General features: G+C 40.1%; 20 protein-coding genes. 17 read left to right on the forward strand and 3 right to left on the reverse strand.

The features are described 5' to 3' along the window. Positions 1 to 306: 306 nt before the first annotated feature. From B2V92_RS03030 to B2V92_RS03055, 6 genes are all read left to right on the forward strand, one after another. Entirely contained in the window at positions 307 to 1,164 is an 858-nt protein-coding gene (locus B2V92_RS03030) for an SDR family oxidoreductase (RefSeq protein WP_293304709.1), read from the forward strand. Positions 1,165 to 1,278: 114 nt separating this feature from the next. Next, on the forward strand, positions 1,279 to 2,184 hold the full coding sequence (locus B2V92_RS03035; protein ID WP_293304710.1) for a helix-turn-helix domain-containing protein: 906 nt from the start codon (positions 1,279 to 1,281) through the stop codon (positions 2,182 to 2,184). 80 nt (positions 2,185 to 2,264) lie between these two features. Next, entirely contained in the window at positions 2,265 to 3,164 is a 900-nt protein-coding gene (locus B2V92_RS03040) for an oxidoreductase (RefSeq protein ID WP_293304712.1), read from the forward strand. Positions 3,165 to 3,689: 525 nt separating this feature from the next. Next, on the forward strand, positions 3,690 to 4,808 hold the full coding sequence (locus B2V92_RS03045) for a hypothetical protein (RefSeq protein ID WP_293304714.1): 1,119 nt from the start codon (positions 3,690 to 3,692) through the stop codon (positions 4,806 to 4,808). After that, on the forward strand, positions 4,808 to 5,389 hold the full coding sequence (locus B2V92_RS03050) for a hypothetical protein (RefSeq protein WP_293304715.1): 582 nt from the start codon (positions 4,808 to 4,810) through the stop codon (positions 5,387 to 5,389). The genes B2V92_RS03045 and B2V92_RS03050 overlap by 1 nt, the downstream gene beginning before the upstream one ends. Positions 5,390 to 5,561: 172 nt before the next feature. Further along, the gene (locus B2V92_RS03055) at positions 5,562 to 6,290 is read left to right on the forward strand and encodes a M15 family metallopeptidase (protein ID WP_293304716.1); all 729 of its coding nucleotides are present in this window, start codon (positions 5,562 to 5,564) and stop codon (positions 6,288 to 6,290) included. Positions 6,291 to 6,772: 482 nt separating this feature from the next. Here the strand turns inward: B2V92_RS03055 and B2V92_RS03060 are convergent, their stop codons facing one another. Next, the gene (locus B2V92_RS03060) at positions 6,773 to 7,669 is read right to left on the reverse strand and encodes a helix-turn-helix domain-containing protein (RefSeq protein ID WP_293304718.1); all 897 of its coding nucleotides are present in this window, start codon (positions 7,667 to 7,669) and stop codon (positions 6,773 to 6,775) included. A gap of 543 nt (positions 7,670 to 8,212) precedes the next feature. On the opposite strand from B2V92_RS03060, the gene spt reads away from it, so the two are divergent. From spt to B2V92_RS03110, 10 genes are all read left to right on the forward strand, one after another. Next, entirely contained in the window at positions 8,213 to 9,418 is a 1,206-nt protein-coding gene (spt, locus tag B2V92_RS03065; RefSeq protein WP_293304720.1) for a serine palmitoyltransferase, read from the forward strand. Next, positions 9,415 to 10,536: a hypothetical protein gene (locus tag B2V92_RS03070; protein ID WP_293304722.1), complete on the forward strand. Its 1,122-nt coding sequence runs from the start codon at positions 9,415 to 9,417 to the stop codon at positions 10,534 to 10,536. Before spt ends, B2V92_RS03070 begins: the two co-directional genes overlap by 4 nt. After that, complete coding sequence (locus tag B2V92_RS03075) at positions 10,533 to 11,522, forward strand: NAD-dependent epimerase/dehydratase family protein (protein WP_293304724.1); 990 nt, start codon at positions 10,533 to 10,535, stop codon at positions 11,520 to 11,522. Before B2V92_RS03070 ends, B2V92_RS03075 begins: the two co-directional genes overlap by 4 nt. A 20-nt stretch (positions 11,523 to 11,542) precedes the next feature. After that, a complete protein-coding gene (locus B2V92_RS03080; protein WP_293304726.1) occupies positions 11,543 to 12,868 on the forward strand; it encodes an inositol-3-phosphate synthase in 1,326 nt (441 codons plus the stop codon). Beyond that, complete coding sequence (locus tag B2V92_RS03085) at positions 12,868 to 13,323, forward strand: phosphatidylglycerophosphatase A family protein (RefSeq protein ID WP_293304728.1); 456 nt, start codon at positions 12,868 to 12,870, stop codon at positions 13,321 to 13,323. Before B2V92_RS03080 ends, B2V92_RS03085 begins: the two co-directional genes overlap by 1 nt. A 4-nt stretch (positions 13,324 to 13,327) precedes the next feature. Further along, a complete protein-coding gene (locus B2V92_RS03090; RefSeq protein WP_293304730.1) occupies positions 13,328 to 13,702 on the forward strand; it encodes a GtrA family protein in 375 nt (124 codons plus the stop codon). Beyond that, complete coding sequence (locus B2V92_RS03095) at positions 13,703 to 16,246, forward strand: DUF5686 and carboxypeptidase-like regulatory domain-containing protein (RefSeq protein WP_293304732.1); 2,544 nt, start codon at positions 13,703 to 13,705, stop codon at positions 16,244 to 16,246. 10 nt (positions 16,247 to 16,256) lie between these two features. After that, the gene (locus tag B2V92_RS03100; RefSeq protein ID WP_293304734.1) at positions 16,257 to 17,546 is read left to right on the forward strand and encodes a DUF4833 domain-containing protein; all 1,290 of its coding nucleotides are present in this window, start codon (positions 16,257 to 16,259) and stop codon (positions 17,544 to 17,546) included. Positions 17,547 to 17,724: 178 nt separating this feature from the next. Next, positions 17,725 to 18,345 carry a sterol desaturase family protein gene (locus tag B2V92_RS03105; RefSeq protein WP_293304736.1) on the forward strand — a complete coding sequence of 207 codons (621 nt, stop codon included), beginning with the start codon at positions 17,725 to 17,727 and terminating at the stop codon, positions 18,343 to 18,345. A 1-nt stretch (position 18,346) separates the two neighbouring features. After that, positions 18,347 to 19,282 carry a phosphatase PAP2 family protein gene (locus B2V92_RS03110; RefSeq protein WP_293304738.1) on the forward strand — a complete coding sequence of 312 codons (936 nt, stop codon included), beginning with the start codon at positions 18,347 to 18,349 and terminating at the stop codon, positions 19,280 to 19,282. A 489-nt stretch (positions 19,283 to 19,771) separates the two neighbouring features. On the opposite strand, the gene B2V92_RS03115 is transcribed toward B2V92_RS03110, so the two are convergent. Next, positions 19,772 to 20,479 (reverse strand): LytR/AlgR family response regulator transcription factor, encoded by a 708-nt coding sequence (locus tag B2V92_RS03115; protein ID WP_293304740.1) that lies wholly within the window; start codon positions 20,477 to 20,479, stop codon positions 19,772 to 19,774. After that, positions 20,476 to 22,149, reverse strand: a complete 1,674-nt coding sequence (locus B2V92_RS03120; protein ID WP_293304742.1) for a histidine kinase — start codon at positions 22,147 to 22,149, stop codon at positions 20,476 to 20,478. Before B2V92_RS03120 ends, B2V92_RS03115 begins: the two co-directional genes overlap by 4 nt. 109 nt (positions 22,150 to 22,258) lie before the next feature. Between B2V92_RS03120 and B2V92_RS03125 the strand changes: the two genes are divergently transcribed. Next, a partial coding sequence (locus B2V92_RS03125) for a TonB-dependent receptor (RefSeq protein ID WP_293304744.1) occupies positions 22,259 to 23,332 on the forward strand: 1,074 nt, incomplete at its 3' end.

Here is a 23,332-nt window from a genome sequence, read left to right on the forward strand (position 1 = left end):
CATTTACTATTTTGTTTCCCGCAGATAACGCATAAAAAGGCGCGCAGATTTAAAGAAATTACCCACACATCCCATCATTTCCGCGTTTCCTCCCGCGGTCCGTCACCCTGAGCTTGGTTCAGGGTCTTTCATGTAAAGGGAAATCTACCTCGAGACAGATCTCTCCACTCCGCTATGCTCCGGTCGAGATGACGAACAGCACATGCCAGTTTCTCTTGATAAATATCAACGCCATTTCTTGTTTTTGATCAATGCACAGTAAATAAACTTGCTGCAATTTTGAGGTATTCAAAAACAGAAAATATCATGTCAAAAATAATTTTTATCACAGGAACAAGCACAGGCTTTGGTAAATTAACAACTATCACACTTGCAAAAGCAGGATATACCGTTATTGCAGGGATGCGTGGCGTAACAGGCAAAAATGCAGGTATTGCTGCAGAACTTTCGGCATTGGAAAACGTAGAAGTAGTGGAAATTGATATTACCAGCGACGATTCAGTAAAAACAGCATTCGCCCATGTGCTCATTAAATACGGAAAAGTGGATGTATTGGTTAATAATGCGGCCATGAGTGGTTTTGGTTTACTCGAAGCTTATAGTATCGATCAGATCAAACAAATGTTCGAAGTAAACTTTTATGGCGTAATCAGAACCTATCAGGCTGTGCTCCCTTCAATGAGGGCACATCAAAGCGGGTTGATCATCAATATTACTTCAGGAGCAAGCGGCCATACTTTGCCTTTTATGGTGCCCTATTTGGCTTCAAAATTCGGTGTAGAAAGCATTACCGAAGGGTTGCAGGATGAACTTGCCGATTATCATATCGAAAATGTGAGTATTCAGCCGGGCGTTTATCCAACCGAAATGAATACAGGGGTTAAAACAGGTATCAATGCGGATAAAGCTGAAATTACCGCTGAATATGGTGATGCGGCTACAGCTAAGTTCAATGCTATCGGCGCAGGTTTATTTGGTAAAATGGCCGAGTTCGATATGGATCCGCAAACCATTGCCAATGGTATTTTAAAACTGATCGAAATGAAAGCAGGTACCCGCCCGCTCCGTTTTCCTCTTGACGCCATTGCACAGGGAACCGATCAGGAATTTATCGATGCAAGAGCGGCCATCAAATCAAAATGGTTACAGAAGTACACCGCCTAAAATAATAGTCTGAAAAGATCAATCTCGGGCAGGATAGAATTCGAAAATCCGTAAAATTAAGTTTTTGCGGATTTTTATGTTTATAAAAATAATTGATTTTTGTATTTTTATAAAATGAGAATCGTTGAGCTTGATTCCTTCTACAAACATTTTCCCGAAAAGGGCAGGGAAGGAACACCTACACATATCGGTAATTTCAATATCTTCAAAATTGAGGATATCCTTACGCCGCGTGGGAGCAAACTGTCCTACTCGCGCAGGGTATTTTATAAAGTGAGTTTGGTGGTTGGGCATAGCAAAATCCATTATGCCGATCAATGTATCGAGGTTGAAGGCAGTGTGCTGGTGTTTACCAATCCTATGGTTCCGTATTTTTGGGAACGCATAAGTGATGAACAATCCGGTTTTCTCTGCGTGTTTACCGAAGATTTTTTCAACAGATTCGAAAATATTAAGGATTATCCTGTGTTCCAGGATGCTGCAAATGCAATTGTTCCTGTAAACGAAACCGAAGCACTATATTTTGTGGCACTTTTTGAAAAAATGATCAGCGAACTCAGTGGCGATTATGCTTACAAGTATGATCTGCTCCGTAACCAGTTAACCGAGATGATCCATGCTGCCCAAAAACTAAAACCGGCAGTAGGCGAACCGCATATCGGTAGCAATGCTGCTGATCGTACCACGCATCTTTTTAAAGAATTGCTGGAACGCCAGTTTCCTATCGATTTCATTAGCCAGGTAGTGCAGTTAAGGTCGGCAGCCGATTTTGCCGGTCAGCTTAATCTGCATGTAAACCACCTCAATAAATGCGTCCGGGAGGTTACCGGAAGAACAACTTCGCAACTGATTTCGGAACGTATCCTGCAGGAAGCAAAGATATTATTAAAAAGTACCGATTGGAATATTGCCGAAATTGCCTGGAGTTTGGCTTTTAAGGAGTCCAACCATTTTTCTGCTTTTTTTAAAACTCATAGCGGATTAAGTCCTGCAAAATTCAGATCAACTCAAAATGATTGATTTTTGTATGTATTGATTTCTTTTTCGTATTTCAACCAGTGTTATATTGCTGAAATTTGTTCCATTAAATTTATAATACCATGTGGACAAATAAAAACATCAACAATCAAAGTGGCAGAACCTTTCTGGTTACCGGCGCCAATTCAGGAATTGGATACGAAACAACCAAAGCATTATATCAGGCAGGTGCGCATATTATTATGGCCTGTAGGGACCTCGATAGGGCCGAAGAAGCCGCGAAAAGTATCAGTTCGGCAGCGGGGACCGGTAGTCTAGAAATTGCACAACTTAACCTTTCAAACCTTGGCGATATCAAAGATTTTGCAGATCAGATCATCAAAAAACATCATAAAATCGATGTGTTGATCAACAACGCAGGAGTAATGATCCCGCCAGCTTCAAAAACCGACGATGGTTTTGAGCTTCAGTTCGGTGTTAACTTTATCGGTCATTATGCGCTTACCGGCTATCTCTATCCACTTCTAAAGCAAACGCCTCATTCGCGGATTGTTACCGTAAGCAGTATGGCCTACCTTCGCGGGGAAATTGATTTTGATAACTTAAAATCAGAACGCGATTACGAACCGATGCGTGAATACGCCCAAAGTAAACTGGCCAATATTCTGTTTTCGTTAGAACTGCAACGCCGCATCGAAGCTGTTGGAGATAATGTAGTTTCGATTGCAGCACAGCCAGGTGCCAATAAAACGGAACTATCAAGGCACATGTCGGATGTTGATTATCAGGCTGCCGTTAGCCGTGTTGGCGAACTGATGGAGCCATGGCAGGGTGCTTTACCCTCGCTTTATGCTGCAGTTGCTGCTGAAGCCATTCCGGGCAAACTTTATGGCCCTGATCAGGACGGTGGTTACCGGGGATATCCTGCCGAATCGCCCATTACACCAAACGGAACTGATTTAGCGGTTGCAAAACAATTGTGGGATTATGCAGCGGAGGTAACGGGGGTGGAGTTTCCATAAAAATATCTTTGTTTTGAAGATACTCCTAATAGTGGCCGTCATCTCGAGATAGATCTCTCTCCCGACTTAATTTGGGGGCGTTCCAGTCGAGATGACGGTCGTTTCATTAACTTGTCATCCTGGGCATAGTCTAAGGATCTCCACTCCTCGATACTCAGGTCGAGATTAAGTGACTTTTTTATGAGTCTTATCCCTTCATTGGTCGATGGCCCGCCGACCATCATTTATACTGCAATATTATTCGATAATTTATTCTCCGATGGTATAATCCCGGTTTGTTTTTAAAACACTTCCCGAAAAACGAAGAGTTGCTAAAACACAATTCTAATGCTTAACCAAAATAATGAATGAAAATGCTCAAATACTTAACAGTTCTTTATGAATGCTTAACTGATGCTTTGTGCGCTTCCTAATAGAACAGATTCATCGTAATTTTAGCTATTGCCTCGATAAATAACAAGGCCCGCTACGTATTAAACCAAGAAATAATATTCCATTACTTGTTAATTAATTAAAATATAAATTATGCCACAAATTGAACCAATCGACGATAACTATATTGATGAAGTTATCAAATCTGCCGAGCCTTACAATCAGGCCATAAACAAAACCCAGGGAGTGAAGCTTAGGGAGCTTATCAAGAAATTAAGGGATTACTTTGAAGAAAAAATATCAGGTTCTTCGGGACTTATATCAATTACCTATGTTCAATTGGTAAGTAAAATGGAAAATGCTGAACTTATAGCGGGTGCCAATTATTTATTAAGCGATTATCAAATGGCTTGGAAATCAAAATCAACTGTTTATTTTAACGATGGTACTACCGGAAATTATCCGGTAGAAGTATTTAGGTCTGGTGTTATAGAACCTCTAATCCTTACTGCCATTTCGCCCACACAGATACATGCAGAAGCCAAAAGTACAATTTACAAAAATGATATTATATACTATTCTATAGGCTTTAATGGATCTGGCTATCAGGGGGTAGATTATTACCAATACCTTGAAGGCTCTGTAATACCCGAAACAGGTATTATTAGCAGACGTATTGATACTTATCTAAAAAACGACATCTGTTTTGATTATAGAGCGTATAAGCTTAAGAATGTGCAGTATGATTATTCATCTTTTTTATTGCTAAATCCGGTAAACGTAACAATAAAGCTAGTTACCAAGGCTGGTGACTCTAGTTATGTTCCTGATGGAATGGCTTATGTCCCAAATATTCATGACATATCTAACTCAACTCTAATCCTTAAAGGGCAAGGGTTGCAAAGTATATTTCCACCTATACCTGTTTACTTCAATGAAGAAATTACACAACTAAATGTTCTTGATTCTTATGTTGAGTTTCTTTTGATTTATGTGGGCAATCAGAAAAAATTTAATGTTAATATTAATAATTCTTATCTGAAAAATCTGTATGTCTTTGAGGTGGGATCCACTACAGAAGATATAGATATTAATATTAAAAACTGCACAAATTACTTGCAAAATCGTAATTATGGCGGAGCAATTAATTTAATAGATGCATTTCAGGCAAATCCAAATCTCCAGGCAGATTTAGCTGACGAAAATCAAGTAAAACACAACGTTTATATAAGCAAAGATAATATAGCCTCTTATACAACCGTAACTGCTTAGTGAAAAGTTTTATCATAACTTATCCAGGCAACGATCGGATTGATGAAACATTATTACATCTTAAAAGTGAAGGACATTTACCTCAAGTAATTGAAGTAGTTCAGGGTTTTCTTCCTTATGTAAATGTGTTAAAAACGGTGCAAAATATAATTTCCGATCATGTAAACGATGAAAATATACTCATATTTGAAGATGATGTAAGGCTGTACAAGAATTTTGATCCGGATGAACTGGCGAGAAAAGCTAAAGGAAGGTTCACTACAATTTGTACTGGATCTTTCAGTACAGAGCACGTATATAAGTCTGATATCGAAGGGTTATTATATTGTATTACTTATCATGGCGCGCAAGCAGTAATTTATAACAAAAAAATATATCCTCTTATTTTAAGAGCGAATGATATTTACATAGATGCTCAGAGCAAATACTGGCCAGATACAATGCTCACTTATCCTTTTTTAACCTATCAAAAAGATTATGATGACATAAATAAAGATGGGGATTTGGTAAGAAGAGAGCATTTGTTTAAATTAACAGAACATAAAATTAAAAGGTTAATTGAATTAAAAGCAATTTATTGAATTAATGTTATTATAATTTAAATTATATCGTCAAAATCCATTTATTACATCGCTATTATTTAAGATAACAACTTTTTATTTATTACATTTTATTTGAATTATAACTATATTTGATTGATTATTAGTTGGTTCTATAGAAATTTGTTTGTAAAACTTAATTAACAAACTCACCATGGACAAATCAAGCCAAACAAGAATCCAATTGTTGCATCCCGATTTAAGGGAACTGGCAACAAGTACTTTTTCCCAGGCAGAAGCTAAATTAACGGGAAGAGCCAAACCGCGGATAACTGCAACCCTGAGGACATTTAAAGAACAACAGGATTTATATAATCTTGGCCGAACGGTGGTTAATCCCGATGGAAGATCAGGCAGTAAGCCTATGGGTAATATTGTTACCAACGCAAAAGCCGGTCAATCGATACATAATTATGGCTTAGCACTGGATTTTGTGCTGATTATTGATGGAAAGGATACCTCTTGGAATATGGTTAAAGATTATGATCAGGATGGGCGTAGCGATTGGATGGAGGTGGTTAATGTTTTTAAAACCAATGGATGGGAGTGGGGTGGCGATTGGGTAAGCTTTAAAGACGGTCCGCATTTACAGTACGATTATGGTTATACCTGGCAACAATTACAGGTGAAAATGATTGCTGGCGAACAAAGGAACGGTTATGTGATTTTAGACAGGGAACCGGTAGTTGTACCAAACCTTTACCGTACAACAACTGCTTTAAACTTTAGGACCGGCCCATCTGTTGCATCAGAAAAGATAAAAAAGATACCGGTGATCTTAAAAGGTGAACATGTTGCCGAAATCTCCCGCGATGGCGAGTGGAGCCTGGTAAACTACGAAGATATACAGGGGTATGTTAACAATAAATACCTTTCGAAGTAAGTTAATGGCTTATCGGTTAAAGAGTTTTAACCACAGATGTACACAGATTTTTTCTAATGAGGCTATCTCATAAAACCTAGTTTCTCAATAAATTTGTCACGTTGAGCCTGTCGAAACGCCATAAATAATGTTATTGGTAGGTTCTTCGACAAGCTCAGGATGACAATTTATATTTATGATACAACCTCATTTTTAATTTTTATGCATTATATTCTTGATGCGTTTATAGCTTATTAACCATATAAGTAATATAAAATCATTTAAGTTTTATGTGTTTTCCGTGACAGAAAAAGAATGGTTTCCGTTTTTTACCACCGGGTAAATAGAGAGAATTTACAGAGAATAATCTTTCTGTGTTTTCCGTGAATCCGTGGCAAAAAAACTAAGAAGCTTACCAATTTTGACTGAGCGAGCATGTTAGATGGTAAAATCCGACATCACACCAGCTCTACTAATGATAGTCGCGGCCACTCTAATCCCATTTATACCGCAATATTATTCGATAACTTATACTCCGATGGGGTAATTCCCGTCTGTTTTTTAAAGTATTTTCCGAAAAAAGAAGAATTGCTGAAACATAACTCAATCGCTACCTCAGAGATGTTCATTACATGACTGGTTAGCAGTAATTTTGCTTCTCTTATCACCATTTCATCGATAATTTCTCCTGCGGTTCTATCGGTAACCTGTTTTACCACCTGGGATAAATGTCTTGGTGTAATGCGCAGGCAGTTTGCATAATAAATTACACGTTTTTCTTTCTTGAAGTTTTCAGAAACCAATGCTAAAAAACGATTGGTAAGCTCAGAACGGCTATTGTGGGCGATGGGAACCGCATCCTTTTGTTTGTTTTTGAGCAGGAAAATATCGTAAAGCAGTTCGAGGAAACTGTTGTGTACAATGTTTTTGATATGCGGCGTATCTTTCGAAACATTCAGTTTTTTGTGGAGCGCCAGCATATCGTAATAGATAAAGGTATACTCCTCTTTCGATAACGAAAATTTATGCGATTGAACATCTTTCGACATCCGGTAAGTTTCGCCACTATTAAAAAATATGCCCTTGTTTTTCAGGTAGCTTTTATTAAAATGTATGCTGATAAAGGAAACACTGCTGTTATCGCTAATTTCGTAAACCGAATGTGGTAAAACCAGTAAAATATCCCTTTGGTTAAGTATATGGTCTACAAAATTAATCTTGATGTCCAGCTTTCCTTTCGTGATTAAAATTAAGGCATAACTCGACATGCGGAAAGGTTCCGAACTGCAATAACCCGGATCGTTACTATTGTGGATTTTTGCCATCAAACCATCGTTTTGCGAAAGTGCCTCCTCGTGGTTTTTTTCTGAAAAACTTTTGTTAAGTAAAGTCTGTTGCATAAAATCGTTCAGCGTTTTTTTAATAATTTCTTAACAGATCCGATCGCCTTTTGCACTCCAATCCCAGCCATCTTTTTGTAGATGGATTTTGCCCTTTATCTGTTCGTTTTTTGTGCTGACAAATGTAGTGTTCGGGATCATTTTTGCAAGCCAAAATTTTTAAAATGACTAATCTCTGATCAATTTTGATGTTTTTGATTAATAATTTTATGTTTTGTATATGGTTTAAAAACAGCTATTTATATAGTTTTTAGTGTGTTTTAAGCTGTTTTTAACTTTTTTACTATTTTATAATAAAAGTCAGAATGTCAATTAGTCAATTCATCTGAATGTCACAATTTAACAATCCTACATTTTGACCAATATATCCCACGTTTGAACCTTTTTTAGGCTTCATTTCCGCGTTAAAATTGTGTTATCAAATCGTTTGGTTTAATGCGGCTTTAATCTGTAAGGCCGGTTCCGGTTTCAACAGCAATATTGTAGCGCATTCCAGACTTTTCAGAACAGGGTTTAAAAAACTGAAGAACAATAGCGTTCAGTATGCGTAAAAAATTACAAGATAGAATTGCCTCTTTTAAGGATGCAGCTATGATAAAGGAAAAAGGATTGTATCCTTATTTCAGGTCGATAGAATCTGCCCAGGATACCGAGGTAGTGATCAATGGCAAAAAGGTGCTTATGTTTGGTTCCAACTCTTATTTAGGGTTAACCAATCATCCAAAAATAAAGGAAGCGTCTAAAGCAGCCATCGAAAAATATGGTACAGGCTGTGCTGGTTCGAGATTTTTGAATGGTTCGCTGGATATCCATTTAGAACTCGAAAGCCGCCTGGCCGAATATGTGGGGAAAGAGGCCGCGGTGCTTTTTAGTACCGGTTTCCAGGTAAATTTAGGGGTAATATCCTGTTTGCTGGATCGTAACGATTACCTCCTGCTTGATGAGTACGACCATGCTTCTATCATCGATGGAAGCCGTTTGGCTTTTGCCCGTACCATTAAATATGCACATAACGATATGCAGGATCTGCGCCGTAAACTGAGCCGCTTACCCGAAGATGCTGCCAAACTGATCGTTTCGGATGGTATATTCAGTATGGAAGGCGATCTGGTTAATCTTCCCGAAATGGTAGAAATTGCCAATGAGTTCGGTGCCAATATCATGATGGACGATGCACACAGTTTGGGTGTAATCGGTTTTAATGGTTCGGGTACGGCTTCACATTTCAACCTTAACGATGAGGTTGATCTGATTATGGGTACGTTCAGTAAATCACTGGCCTCATTGGGTGGTTTTATTGCCGGCAGTACCGAAACCATCGAATTTATCAAACACCGTGCACGCTCATTAATGTTCAGCGCAAGTATGCCGCCATCATCTGTAGCGAGTGTAATTGCCGCATTGGATATCATCGAATCGGAGCCGGAGCGCATTGATAAACTTTGGGACAATACCAATTATGCCAAAAAACTTTTAACCGAAGCTGGTTTTGATATCGGACATAGTAACAGCCCGATTATTCCGGTGTACATCCGCGACAATGAGAAAACCTTTATGATTACCAATATCTTACAGCAAAATGGTGTTTTTGTTAATCCAGTGGTTTCTCCGGCAGTGCCATCTGATTCTTCATTAATCAGGTTTTCGTTGATGGCCACACACAGTTTCGAACAGATTGAAACAGCAATTGAACAATTAAGTGCTGCATTTAAGGCCGTTAACGTAGAATTAGTAGGAAGCCAATCATGAGAGAACTGATCAAGGTTTCTGATAAAAAAACACTAAAGGCATTTGTCGATTTTCCGCATGAGCTATATGCCGCTGATGTAAATTACGTTCCCGAACTTTTTATCGCACAGCGCGACCTGCTTACACCGGGGAAACACCCTTTTTACGAACACTCCGAAATTCAGCTTTTTTTGCTTTACGATGGAGGTAAAGTGATCGGGCGTATTGCCGCAATCAACAACACCAACCACAATAAGGTGTACGAAGCGCATGATGGTTTTTTTGGCTTTTTCGACTGTATTGATGATGCAACAGCAGCCAATCAGCTTTTTGAGGCGGCGCAGGAATGGTTAAAGGAAAGGGGATTGACCAAAGTTTTAGGTCCGGTTAATTTCTCTACCAACGAAGTATGTGGTTTGCTAATTGAAGGTTTCGACGGTCCGCCGGTGGCTATGATGCCTTACAATGCACCATATTACCTTCCATTGCTGGAGCAGATGGGGTTCAGTAAAAATGTTGATTTAAGGGCTTACCGTTATACCGCTGGCACTTATAACGATCGTTCGGTAAAACTGATGGATAGGATAGAGGAACGTTTAAAACGGAATGATATCGTACTCCGTAGCATCAACATGAAAAAATTCAAGGAAGAATGCAATGCCGTAAGGGATGTGTACAATAAAGCATGGGATAAAAACCTAGGGTTTGTACCGATGACGGATAAGGAATTCGATTATACGGCGAACGACCTGAAAATGATCCTTGATCCTGAATTTTGTATCCTCGCCGAGCAGCATGGCAAAATTGTGGGCTTTGCATTGGCCATACCGGATATTAACCAGATCCTGATCAAAATTAAGCGCGGTAGACTGTTCCCGACAGGTTTGATCAAGCTTTTGGCCAATAAAAAGAAAATTGATGGTATCCGTATCTTATTGCTTGGTGTAATAGATGGTTACCGTAAAATGGGTATCGAAGCCTGTTTATATGGACGTATCATCAAACATTTCGAAACCAAAAACATGAAATATGCGGAGGCGAGCTGGACATTAGACCACAACGACCTGATCAACAAACCAATCGAAGACATTGGTGGAAAACTGTACCGCAAATACCGGATTTTAGAAAAAGTGATATGAAAAAGCGGGTGTTGATTACAGGAGCAACTGGTTTTGTGGGGTATCACCTGATCAAATCTGCCCTGGACAACGGATTGGAAGTATACGCTAATGTGCGTAAAAGTGCCGCTGCCGATCACCTTAAGGATTTTCAGATCAATTATGTAGACCTTGATTTCGGATCGATCTACCTGTTGAGGGAAAATATAGAGGAGAAAAAATACGATTATATCGTACATGCAGCCGCAGTAACCAAGGCAAAAAACTTAGATGATTACAACAAGATAAACGCCATTTATACACGCAATTTAGCCGTTGCAGCTGCCCAATCAACACACGTTATAAAGAAATTTATATTCATCAGCAGTTTGGCTGCGCTCGGTCCGCTAAAGCAGAAAAATGAAAAAATAACAGAAAAAAGTGCTTCAAACCCGGTTACAGGTTATGGCATCAGTAAAGCGCTTGCCGAAACTTACCTGGCACAGGTTCCGGATCTGCCTTTGATCATTTTCAGGCCAACGGCAGTTTATGGTCCGAGGGAGAAGGATATTTTCATCCTGATCAAAACCATTAAAGCCGGGCTTGAGCTTTACATCGGCAAACAAGAGCAGGAACTCAGTTTTGTATACGTTACCGATCTGACCGGTATCATCATCAAGGCACTTGCATCTGATGTGGTGGGTAAGGCTTATAACGTTTCTGATGGGGCGGTATACAATCGTTCATCACTGGCTGATTATGTAAGTAAAGCTTTGGGCAAAAAAACGCTTACCATAAATGTGCCTGTGCCGATAATTAAAGGTTTGGCCTGGGGAATGGAACGCTTTTATGGTGCTTTTAATAAAATTCCGGCCTTAAATGTAGATAAGATAAAAGAACTCACCGCCCTTAACTGGGGCTGTGATATTAAGAATATCCAGAACGATTTTGGTTTTGTGCCACAATTCAAGCTGGAGCAAGGGGTAAACGAAACCATAAACTGGTACCAAAAAAACAATTGGTTATAAGATTTTAAATTAAAATTAGCATGAAACAACAAGTAAAAGCAGCTGAAGGTAAGCTGGGTATATTAATGCCAGGCCTTGGCGCGGTGGCAACCACCATGATTGCCGGCGTTGCTGCAGTTAAAAGAGGTTTATCAAAACCGATAGGTTCGTTAACGCAGATGGGTACCATCCGTTTGGGTAAAAGAACAGAAAAAAAAGAACCAAAGATTAAGGATTTTGTGCCTTTGGCCAATCTCGAAGATTTAGTATTCGGTGGCTGGGATGTGTACGAAGATAATGTATACGAGGCTGCATTAAATGCCCGTGTATTGGATGCCAACCTTTTGCGCGATGTGCGCGAAGAGTTACAGGCCATTAAACCAATGCGTGCCGCTTTTGACAGAAACTATGTAAAAAACCTTGATGGTAAATATGTAAAAGATATCGATAACCGTTACGAATTGGCTTTAGCGGTAATGGAAGATATTAAAAACTTCAAAGCTGAGAACAACTGCGACCGTATTGTACTGGTTTGGTGTGGTTCTACCGAAATTTATTTCGAACCATCTGAAGTGCACGAATCACTTGCCGCATTTGAGCAGGGTTTAAAAGACAACGATCTTCGCATTGCGCCAAGTATGATTTATGCTTATGCCGCATTAAAACTGGGTATTCCATTTGCCAACGGTGCACCAAACTTAACCGTTGATATCCCTGCATTGATCGAACTGGCCAAAGAAACCGATACCCCAATTGCCGGTAAAGATTTTAAAACAGGTCAAACTTTAATGAAAACCATTTTGGCACCGGGTTTAGCGGCACGTTCGCTGGGTGTAAACGGTTGGTTTTCTGATAATATTCTGGGTAACCGCGATGGTTTGGTGTTGGATGATCCAGACAACTTTAAAACCAAAGAAGTATCAAAACTGGGCGTACTGGAAGATATTTTCAAACCGGAAGTTAACCCTGATCTGTATGGTGATATGTACCACAAAATCAGGATCAACTATTATCCGCCCCACGGTGATAACAAAGAAAGCTGGGATAACATCGATATTTTTGGTTGGTTGGGCTATAAAATGCAGATCAAAATCAATTTCCTTTGCCGCGATTCTATTTTAGCTGCACCTATTGTACTGGATCTTGCTTTGTTTATCGATCTGGCTAAACGTTCGAACTTATCGGGCATCCAGGAATGGTTATCATTCTACCTGAAATCGCCGCAGACCATCCCAGGGGTACCGGCAGAGAACGATATTTTTAAACAGTTAATGAAACTTCAGAATACCTTGCGTTACATCATGGGCGAAGAATTGATCACCCATTTAGGCCAGGATTACGAAGAAGAACTCATAGAAACGGTATAGTGTTTATCCACAAATTTCTTTCAACCGCCTTTGGAATCGGATACATTGGCAAGGGTGCAGGTACTTATGCTGCAATAGCAACCTGCATTTGCTGGCACCTTTTACAGGGACCCTATACCAATCCGTATTTATGGCCGGTACTCATTACCATGTTCATCGTAATGATTGGGGTGATGAGTGCCGACAGGGTGGAAGAAATCTGGGGAAAAGACCATAACAGGGTAGTGATTGATGAAGTGGCTGGAATGTGCATTACCCTGTTATTTGTGCCTCTAAAATGGCAGTATACGCTTATCGGACTCGTTCTTTTCAGGTTTTTTGATATCCTTAAACCTTTTTACATCCGTAAACTCGAAGAACTTCCGGGCGGTTGGGGTGTAATGGCTGATGATGTACTGGCGGGTATTTATGCAAACGTTCTTCTCCAGCTGGTAGTGGTTTTCGAATTTTTTTAGATACATGCTCACCTACCTTAAAGCACAGGCATCTTCCATCATGGCTTCGGCAACCGATTTTGGCGTTACCATCATTGCTGTAAACCTTTTTGGCCTGTGGTATTTGGCGGCAAGCATCATAGGAACCATTTCGGGCGGGGTTTTTAACTTTTACGTCAACCGGAAATGGGTTTTCCAAAGCCAATCTAAAGATGTAAAATGGCAGGTGTTCAGGTATATTCTGGTATGGCTTGGCAATCTGGCCATCGTTACCTCGGGTGTTTTTATCCTCACCCATTTTTTTAATCTCAATTACGTAATCGCTAAAGTAGTAAGCTCGGTTTTAACCGGCATAAGCTATAATTATATCATGCAAAGGCAGTTTATTTTTACAAGTTAAATGAAACCTATCCATTCATTTTTTTTATTTCCGCTCCTCATCTTTATGTTGCAGATGAATGCTTTTGCCCAACGGACTGTGGTTTCGGGAACTGTGCGCGATGCCGTAACCAAAGAAACACTGCCCAATGTTTCCGTTTTTTTTAAAGATACCCACATCGGCACGCAAACCGATGTAAACGGAAAATATACACTTGTTTCGCCCAATCCACAAAGCGAATTGAGTTTCAATTATGTAGGTTACCGTACCGTTTTTAAAAATATTGTAGCCTCTGCTACACAGGAATTTGATGTGGCGCTGGTGCCCGATGCAAGGGCTTTGGATGAAGTAATTATTGTAGGCGGCAAAAAAGTAAGGTACCGCAATAAAGACAACCCTGCTGTAGAACTCATCCGCCAGGTAATTGCACACAAAGACGAAAACCGCATCAAAAGTTACAACACCGTATCCTTCAGGGAATATGAGAAGATGTTGTTCAGTTTGAGCAATGTTTCGGAAAAATTTAAGAACAAAAGAATGTTCAGAAATTATCAGTTTCTGTTCCAGGAACAGGATTCGACCTTAATTGGTGGGAAAAACCTCCTTCCGGTATATATTGAAGAGAAACTGGCAGATAATTTCCTTAGTAAAAATCCCGAGAAGAACAAAACAATTATCATTGGCGAAAAACAGGTTCAATTTGATAGCCGTTATATCGATAATAAAGGCTTAAAAACCTATTTCGACAGGATGTACCAGGATATTGATATCTATAAAAACAATATTTCGGTCATCAGTAATGAATTTTTGAGCCCCATTGCCGATAGTGCACCAACTTTTTATAAGTTTTTCATTACCGATACCATCAAAACCCAAAAACCCGAAATTATGGAGCTTTCTTTCACCCCGCGTAATACCGGCGATATGCTGTTCGAAGGGAAAATTTATGTAACCAACGATAGCCATTACGCGGTTACGGGCGCTTCGTTCGGGGTAAATAAAAGCATCAACCTCAATTTCGTTCGTGCACTAAAAATCGATCTTGATTTTGAAGCCAACGATAAAGGAAAATACAGTTTAAGCAAAAGTAATTTGTTGGCCGATTTTGGCATTGGAAAAACCAAAGGCATAGGCTTTACCGGCGAGCGTACGGTTACTTTTAAAAATTATCAGTTCGATACCGTATTGCCCGATTCTGTTTTTAAGGGAAAAAGCACGGTTGTACTGGCCGATGCCGGTAAAAGAGACGATCGGTTTTGGGAGAAAAACAGGCTCGATACCATTTCCAAAAACCAGCTGAAAATTTACGGGAATATTGATACCCTGCAAAATTTGCCTTCTTTTAAGCGTACGATGAAAATAGTGACCCTTTTATTTGCCGGTTATCAGAATTTGGGTCCTTACGAAATTGGTCCGGTAAATACTTTTTACAGTTTTAACAATGTAGAAGGCCTGCGCCTGCGTGTTGGGGGCCGTACCACGCCCGAATTGAGCAAACGTTATTATTTCGAAAACTACCTGGCTTATGGTATCAAAGATGAAAAATGGAAGTTTTTCCTTTCCGGTACCTATTCGTTTAACAATAAATCCATTTACGAATTTCCGCAGAATTACATCAGGGCGAGTTTTCAACGCGATACCAAAATCCCCGGACAGGAGCTTCAGTTTGTGCAGGAAGACAACTTTTTGTTATCCTTTAAGAGGGGCGTAAATGATATGTTGCTGTATAACGATTTTTACCGTGTGGATTATGTAAGGGAGTTCGAAAACCACTTTTCGTACAACCTGGGCTTTAAAAAATGGAGCCAGACACCGGCCGGAGGATTAAGCTACCTGAACGAAAATAACCAGCTGGTAAACCGTTTGACCACCAGCGAGCTATCATTACAGTTAAGGTACGCTCCGAACGAGAAATTTTATCAGGGCAAAATATACCGTGTACCCATTGCCGATCGCTATCCGGTGTTTACACTCCGTTATGCAGCAGGTTTAAAAGGTGTTTTAGGTGGCGAATACAATTATCATAACCTATTGGGAAGCATAGATAAACGTTTTTATTTATCGCAGCTGGGTTATAGCGACGTAACGGTTGAAGGCAGCTATATTGCCGGTAAAGTGCCCTTCCCGTTATTGGATATACACCGGGCCAACCAAACCTATGCTTATCAGCTTAATTCGTATAACCTGATGAACTTTTTGGAGTTTGTGAGTGATCATTACGTGAGTATCAATATCGACCATAATTTTAACGGCTTCTTTTTTAACAAAATACCTTTGCTTAAACGTTTGAAATTAAGGGAAGTGGTGTCGTTTAAGGCTTTGTACGGTGGATTAAGGAATGAGAACAATCCGAATTTCCAGTCCGGCTTATATCAGTTGCCTGTTTACGAAAACGGCGCGCAACGTACCTATGCACTGGGCAACGATCCTTATATGGAAGGCAGTGTTGGGGTAGGTAATATCTTTAAACTGTTAAGGGTAGATCTTGTAAAACGCTTCAATTACCTGAATAATCCTGAAGTTTCTGAATGGGGAATCAGGGCAAGGGTAAAATTTGATTTTTAATAAAAACGCAATGGAAAAAAAACTAAGGGATAACCTGCAACTGGGCATATATAAGGTAATTAATCCTTTTGTTAAAGGGTTGATTAAGATTGGTTTAACGCCAAATGCCGTAACCACCATCGGTTTGATCCTGAATATCGGTGTGGCCGTTATTTTTGTACTCGGTGCCGAAAAATCAAACCGTGGCGATATGTCGTACATTGGTTGGGGTGGGGCATTGGTGCTTTTTGCAGGCTTGTTCGATATGCTTGATGGGCAGGTGGCTCGTTTGGGCAATATGAGCTCTAAATTTGGGGCATTGTACGATTCGGTGCTCGATCGTTATAGCGAAATGATCATGTTTTTGGGCATCTGTTATTACCTCGTGGCACACCATTATTTTTTAAGTTCATTATTTGCATTTATCGCCCTCATCGGTTCCATGATGGTAAGTTACACCCGCGCAAGGGCCGAAGGTTTGGGCGTAGAGTGTAAAGGTGGTTTAATGCAGCGGCCCGAGCGTGTGGTAACCATTGGTGTTTTTGCCATTGCCTGTGGTGTTGCAGGGCATTTTATCGGTGGCGATTATAAAATTTATGTGCCGGGCATTTCGTTCCATGTTTTTGAAACCATGTCGATTTTTACCATGCCCATTACCGTAATGGCTGTATTAACCAATATTACTGCGGTTAAACGTCTGCAGGAAGCCAAAAGAGGTTTAGATGCCCAGGAGTTTAACGAAAGAAAAGGGAATAACAGGGCCGCGCTCATTGCCGGCTTGGTTATAATCACCAGTTTAAGTGGCTTAATTTCTTTTAACGCAAATGCACAGGGAAGCGATCCTTCTCCAATTGTTTTTCCAACACCGAAGGACATTAGCAACCAGCTTTTTTACCTGCAGCGCGATCCGAATACCAACACCATCATCTGCCAGTTAAATGTAGATAAACATGGCGAAGTGGATAAAGAACAGCCTGTAAATGTGTTTTGGATGCGTTATGGCGATAATGGCGAAAAAAAAGATTTAAGCTATATCCAGCGGAAGTTCGCCTACGGTATCATCAGCAAAAATTTAGGTAACGGTCAGTTTGAGCTTCGTTTTACTTCGCATAAAAAACTGCCGATGTACCTGAATAAATCGGGCGCAGATAAAAAATACCATGTTTTTGCAACCATTAACAATAAAAAAATGCAGTTGGAACGGATATTCCTGCGAATTGAAGGTGGAACGTTCTGGTTTCCGAATGTAAAATATGTAGAAATAAGAGGTTACGATGTTTCGGAGCCTTCGAAAGTATTGATTGAAAGGATAAAGGTGTAGGGGAGGCGGGTAGCGCTAAGCGTAGGGCGGTTGGCGTTCATAGCCAGTTCGTCATTGCGAGCGTAGCCGAGAAATCTAACCCAGTTTGTCAGTCTGAGCGGAGTCGAAGACCTTCACTGTGTTCGGAATGACAAGAGAAAAAGAGCGCAGTCGAATACCACTTAAAAATAATTACCAAATGAAAAAGAATTTTGTCTCAAATTCTACCGCATCCATCAGGATGTTTAAAAACGACTTTTTAGAAAGCCTATCTAAAGTAAGGTTTTATGTGCCTTTAATTGTGTATGTACCTGTTATCGGCTTTTTGTTTTGGAAAGCAGTTATCGATATACAAATGCCGGTTTTAAATTTCGCCGGTTGGTTTTTGTTGGGTTTGGCCATCTGGACCATTACCGAATACATCCTGCACCGCTATGTTTTCCATTTCGAACCTGAAGCAGAATGGGGTAAGAAAATCCATTTTATCTTCCATGGTGTACATCACGATTATCCCAATGATGCCAAACGTTTGGTAATGCCACCATCGGCCAGTATTCCAATGGCCCTGGGTTTTTATTTCCTTTTTGACTGGCTATTGCCCGAAACTACTGTTTATCCATTTTTTGCAGGCTTTATGATCGGCTACCTCTTTTATGATATGGTACATTATGCACTTCACCACGCCAATTTTAAAAGCGGTTTCTGGAAAAAATTAAAACACCACCACATGCTTCACCATTATTCCGATTCGACAAAAGGTTATGGAGTAAGCTGGACATTCTGGGACCATATTTTCAGGTCTAATTTTGATAAGAAATAACATGCAGCAAGAAGCTTTGCTTAAAAATAGTTTTTATAACCTACGGAATGTGTATCTCACTACTGCCATTTCGGTAGGATATCTGCTGCTTTCAGTCCTGTTGGTGGGCTTTAAAACCGATCAGCTCGTACTGATTTTTATTTTTAACAGCCTGTTTTATATTTCTGCCGGAACAAGACGTTTTATTCTCGGTTTTTCCATTTTCATAGTGTATTGGATCCTTTTCGATTACATGAAAGCTTTTCCGAACTACCTGTTTACCGAGGTTCATATTAAAGATTTATATCATCTGGAAAAAAGCATTTTTGGTACTAATCACAATGGCATAAAACTTACCCCTAACGAATATTGGAAGCTGAACGGCACCGCATTTTTAGATGTGTTAACAGGCTTTTTCTACCTGATGTGGGTACCTGTGCCTTTGGCATTTGCCACCTATCTTTTCTTTAAAAACAAGGAGCAATTTGTGCGGTTTTCGCTCACCTTTGTGTGGGTAAACCTATTGGGTTTTGTGGTTTATTATGCTTTCCCGGCTGCACCGCCCTGGTACGTACAGGAGCATGGTTTTACATTTATTGCTAAAACTGCAGGTAATACAGCTGGTTTGGCAAGGTTTGATCACTATTTTAACATTACGCTTTTTCAGGGGATATACAGCAAGGGCTCCAATGTATTTGCTGCCATGCCTTCGCTCCATTCGTCATACCCGGTTATTGTTGCTTATTATGGTTTAAAAAACAGGTTAGGGAAGATCAATCTGTTCTTTTTGGTCGTAATGATCGGAATCTGGTTTTCGGCCGTTTATACCAGTCACCATTATACCCTCGATGTATTGGCCGGAATAAGTTGCGCAACGATTGGTATCATTAGCTTTAATTATCTTGTTAAAAATACCAGGCTGAAAGATTTTGTGAGGTATTTTGTTAAGAAGATATAGTTAATGATTTGGAAGTCTGAAAGTCCGAAGACCGATGCCCGAAGTCAAATAGCATACATGTCATAAGTTAAAAGACATTCTTAATGCTCTTAATCCCTTAATGGTGAAAAAACTTTGTGCCTTCGTGCCTTGGTGGATGATGATGTAAAATGTGAGATGGAAAATGGATAATGGTCTGAAGACCAGTGTCCGAAGATAAATAGCTTATATCAACAAAACTTTCCTAATGATCTTAACGCCTTAATGGTGAAAAATCTTTGTGCCTTCGTGCCTTGGTGGTTTATGATGTAAAATGTGAGATGGAAAATGGATAATGGTCCGAAAGTCCTTAGACCGGTGTCTGAAGATAAATAGCCTATATTACCAAAACTTTCTTAATGATCTTAACCCCTTAATGGTGAAAAAACTTTGTGCCTTGGTGGTTGATGATGTAAAATGTGCGATGGAAAATGGAGAATGGTCCGAAGACTGGTGGTTAATTAAACTAAACTAATCAACCCGCTTCTCAAATAACTCCCTAAAACCCCTATACCGCGATCGGCCAATCGGCAATACCGCTCCATTTTTGAGCTGCAAATGATAGCGGCTGCCTGATGAAACAAGTATTCTGTCTACCTGTATAATATTTACGATATAAGATTTATGGATACGCTCAAAACCCAATGGCAGTATTTTTTCAAGCGTATCTAAACCTTTATCGTGTAATTCCCTAGCGCCATCCAAAAGGTGTATTTCGCTATAAATTCCTGCACCCTGTATATAAACCAGCTGATCAAGCTCAATCAGTTTAATGCTTCCGCTTTTTCTAACAGAAAGGTACCGTATGGAGTTATTCTCTTCTTTTTTTACCGTAACTGCCCGGCCTAGCGCAAGAGAAAGCCGTTCACGGTCAAATGGTTTAGGAACAAAATCCAATACCCCCAGTTCAAAGGCACGGAGCGCATTTTCTGTATTGGCCGATACCACAATAGTTTGAAAGGATCTTGAAGTCATCGAGCCCAATACCTCAAAACCATCGCGCCCGTTAAGGTTTAAATCCAGTAACAGGATATTGATGGTTTCTTTCTCCAGAAAATCAACCCCTTTTTTTAACGAATCTACGATAGTGATGCCGGCATTTCCTTCGAAAAAATCGTTGGTCATGCGTTCAATCCGTCTCGCAATCCGAGCCTCATCTTCAATAATCAGTATTTTCATATCGCATGGTTTGATAAGGTTATTTTACTGATCCAGCCATGATTTGATGCCATTGAACTGAAAGTCCACCTACCTGGATAACTTTCTTCCAGCCTTGCACGGATGTATTTAAAACCGCCGCCGCCGATACGTTCTTCCGATGGTTCCCTGTTTTCGCCAATGGTTTCAAAAACATACTCCTTCGTATGTAAATCTTCACTAAAAGCCAACCTAAATTTCATAAAACCATCCTTAATAGGCGCATTGTGTGTAATCCCGTTTTCCAGTAAAGTATGGATAACCGCAGGAGGTATCAGTTCAGTATCTTTAATTCCAAAATCTTCCCATTGATAGGCAATTTCCTTTCTAAAACCCATCACTTTCAGGTGCATCTGGCAAAGTGAAATCTCCTGCCGGATAGGGATCAGGCTTTCTTCCGCAATTTTATTCATGATATCGAATTCTGCAGCAAGTGCCTGGATAAATTCGGCCCCCTGTTTGGGCGAATCTTCCACCCAATCCATCAGTGAGGTAAGCGTATTCTTGATAAAATGTGGCTGGATGTTCTTTTTAATCAGCTCCAACTGCAAGCGTGAGGAGAGTAACAGCGATGATTCGTGCGCTTGTTCAATCTCCCGCATTTTAACCGTGTGGAGATAAAGCATTGCAAATACAATAAAAGTATAAAAGATAAAAATTCCGAAATCATACACCATATAGCTGTTCATCACCGCACTGGCAAGCATCCCAACCAATACCAGAAAACTTCCCTTTTCTTCTCTGTAAATGGCTTCCAGAACGATCAGCATCGTAGTAATCCACATTGCAAAGCTGTAATACCTTGCCGAAATATCATAATGGCCGTACTGGTAAATATAGATCGAAACCAATGTTAAAAGTAGTGCCGAAAGCAGCAGAAATTTTCTTTTTAAGCTGAATTGGATGCTGAAATACAGGGGAACCAGCAACGATATCGAAAAAGTTAACCAACCGATAATCTCCAAACGGACGAAAAACTCCGGATAGGGGATTTCGATATAATATTTTATATACTCCATAATCAGGAGCGAAAAAAAGAGCAGACAGATTACCGAAAATATGAGTACGGGATATGACCTTTTATGGCTGTTGAAATATAAAAAAGCATAATAAAAGAAAGCGATAAAAAATGCACCGGCCATGATAAACATCAATGACGAGATAATCAAAGGTATTTTGATCAGATTGATATAGGTATCCAGTTTAAATCCAACACCACGTTGCAGCATCGGGTATCTAAATTGTGTGGTTCGTAAAGCGACTTTATGCATTCCAACCTGCGAAAGCGAGTCGGGGAGGAGAAAATACTTGCACTCAGTTCCCGGTATTTCAGGCTGTGATGGAGATCCGAGTTTTCCGTTAGTGCCTATTTTTACGCCGTCCCAGTAAACTTCGTAAGCTCCAAAGGCACCAATCTGGAGCCCTAACCGACCACCTGAATTTGAAATGAGCTTTACATTACTTCTCGACCAAAAGATATTTTTCCCGGTAAAACCACGATCAACCGACCAGCCTTTTTCATCGAACTTTTTGGCCGACCACGCTAGGCTATCTCCCGTTTTAAAAACAGGATCAAACTCATCGTATAATACCTGCCGTTTGCACGAAGTACATAAGATAGCGAAGAAGAGCAGAAAGATGGCGGTTTTCATAAATCAAAAGTAGCATAAAGATAATCCCTGCCGGTGCATTTCAAAAGGATATAGAGCAGTTCACATGTTTTTTTAAGCGCAATGTATTTTCCTGTGCTAATCTTGCGACATGAAATACATCGCTACGCTTTTTCTTTTAAGTTTTTATCCTGCTTTTTTCTGTTTTGCGCAGGCACCAAAACATACCATAACCGGGCAGATCAAAGAACGGTCGGCTAAAGCAGAGATCCCTTTTGTAACCATCGTTATTGTTGATGGAGATGGAAAAAACCTGGCTTCGGGCATGGCCGATGAGAAAGGGAAATTTTCATTAAGCTTTTCAGGTGGAAGCAAACCAAGCATCCAGTTCAGTTTTATGGGCTTTGCAAAACTCACCAAAGCATTAATTTTAACAGAAGGAAAAACAACAAGTGATTTAGGAATTGTGCTGATGGATCCCGATGCAACCCTGTTAAAAGATGTTTCAGTTACTGCAGAAAAATCGGCAATCAGTTTAAAATTGGATAAAAAAGTATTCGAAGTAGGTAAAGATATCCTTTCCCAATCAGGGTCTGTATCCGAGTTACTTTCCGGGGTGCCCTCGGTTAGCGTAGATCCAGGTGGTGCGGTAAGCCTCCGCGGAAACAGCAGTGTACTGGTACTCATCAACGGCAGGCGTTCGGGTTTGACTGCAGGTGGGGCGTTGGAGCAGGTTTCGGCCGATCAGGTAGAAAGGGTAGAAGTAATTACCAATCCATCTTCTAAATACGATGCTGCAGGATCTGCCGGTATCATTAATATTGTATTGAAAAAGAATAAAAAAAGTGGTTTTAACGGGCAGTTAAGACTGGTTGGCGGTGCACCTAACGAAACACGTATTTCGCCAAGTTTGAATTTTAAATCCAATAAAATCAACCTTTTTTCTACCATTGGTGTCCGTTTTTCGGATTATGTGGGCCTTTATACTACCAATCAAGCTGTAAGGCAGAACGGAGCCTCGGTATTGCTTAACCAAAGGCAGGATGAGAACCGCCATGATGATGGACGTATGGCTTATTTTGGAGCAGATTACCAGGCCGATAGCCTGAATGCTTTTACGCTTGCTTACCTGCTCAATGCGACCAAAGATCATGATAAATCGAGATTGGGCTATGATTATTCAAAAGCCGGTGCGGGTTTAGACAGTGCACTGAACAGGAATGCC

The organism is Pedobacter sp. UBA5917 (genome assembly GCF_002432345.1).
Classification (GTDB): domain Bacteria; phylum Bacteroidota; class Bacteroidia; order Sphingobacteriales; family Sphingobacteriaceae; genus Pedobacter.

Bases quoted from the DNA above. Each gene is read 5' to 3' on its own strand.
- B2V92_RS03120 (WP_293304742.1), bottom strand. From the start codon at position 22,149: ATGAAAACCGCCATCTTTCTGCTCTTCTTCGCTATCTTATGTACTTCG.
- B2V92_RS03070 (WP_293304722.1), top strand. From the start codon at position 9,415: ATGAGAGAACTGATCAAGGTTTCTGATAAAAAAACACTAAAGGCATTT.
- B2V92_RS03060 (WP_293304718.1), bottom strand. From the start codon at position 7,669: ATGCAACAGACTTTACTTAACAAAAGTTTTTCAGAAAAAAACCACGAG.
- B2V92_RS03040 (WP_293304712.1), top strand. From the start codon at position 2,265: ATGTGGACAAATAAAAACATCAACAATCAAAGTGGCAGAACCTTTCTG.
- B2V92_RS03035 (WP_293304710.1), top strand. From the start codon at position 1,279: ATGAGAATCGTTGAGCTTGATTCCTTCTACAAACATTTTCCCGAAAAG.
- B2V92_RS03075 (WP_293304724.1), top strand. From the start codon at position 10,533: ATGAAAAAGCGGGTGTTGATTACAGGAGCAACTGGTTTTGTGGGGTAT.
- B2V92_RS03090 (WP_293304730.1), top strand. From the start codon at position 13,328: ATGCTCACCTACCTTAAAGCACAGGCATCTTCCATCATGGCTTCGGCA.
- B2V92_RS03105 (WP_293304736.1), top strand. From the start codon at position 17,725: ATGAAAAAGAATTTTGTCTCAAATTCTACCGCATCCATCAGGATGTTT.
- B2V92_RS03045 (WP_293304714.1), top strand. From the start codon at position 3,690: ATGCCACAAATTGAACCAATCGACGATAACTATATTGATGAAGTTATC.
- B2V92_RS03100 (WP_293304734.1), top strand. From the start codon at position 16,257: ATGGAAAAAAAACTAAGGGATAACCTGCAACTGGGCATATATAAGGTA.
- B2V92_RS03080 (WP_293304726.1), top strand. From the start codon at position 11,543: ATGAAACAACAAGTAAAAGCAGCTGAAGGTAAGCTGGGTATATTAATG.
- spt (WP_293304720.1), top strand. From the start codon at position 8,213: ATGCGTAAAAAATTACAAGATAGAATTGCCTCTTTTAAGGATGCAGCT.
- B2V92_RS03055 (WP_293304716.1), top strand. From the start codon at position 5,562: ATGGACAAATCAAGCCAAACAAGAATCCAATTGTTGCATCCCGATTTA.
- B2V92_RS03030 (WP_293304709.1), top strand. From the start codon at position 307: ATGTCAAAAATAATTTTTATCACAGGAACAAGCACAGGCTTTGGTAAA.
- B2V92_RS03110 (WP_293304738.1), top strand. From the start codon at position 18,347: ATGCAGCAAGAAGCTTTGCTTAAAAATAGTTTTTATAACCTACGGAAT.
- B2V92_RS03095 (WP_293304732.1), top strand. From the start codon at position 13,703: ATGAAACCTATCCATTCATTTTTTTTATTTCCGCTCCTCATCTTTATG.
- B2V92_RS03115 (WP_293304740.1), bottom strand. From the start codon at position 20,479: ATGAAAATACTGATTATTGAAGATGAGGCTCGGATTGCGAGACGGATT.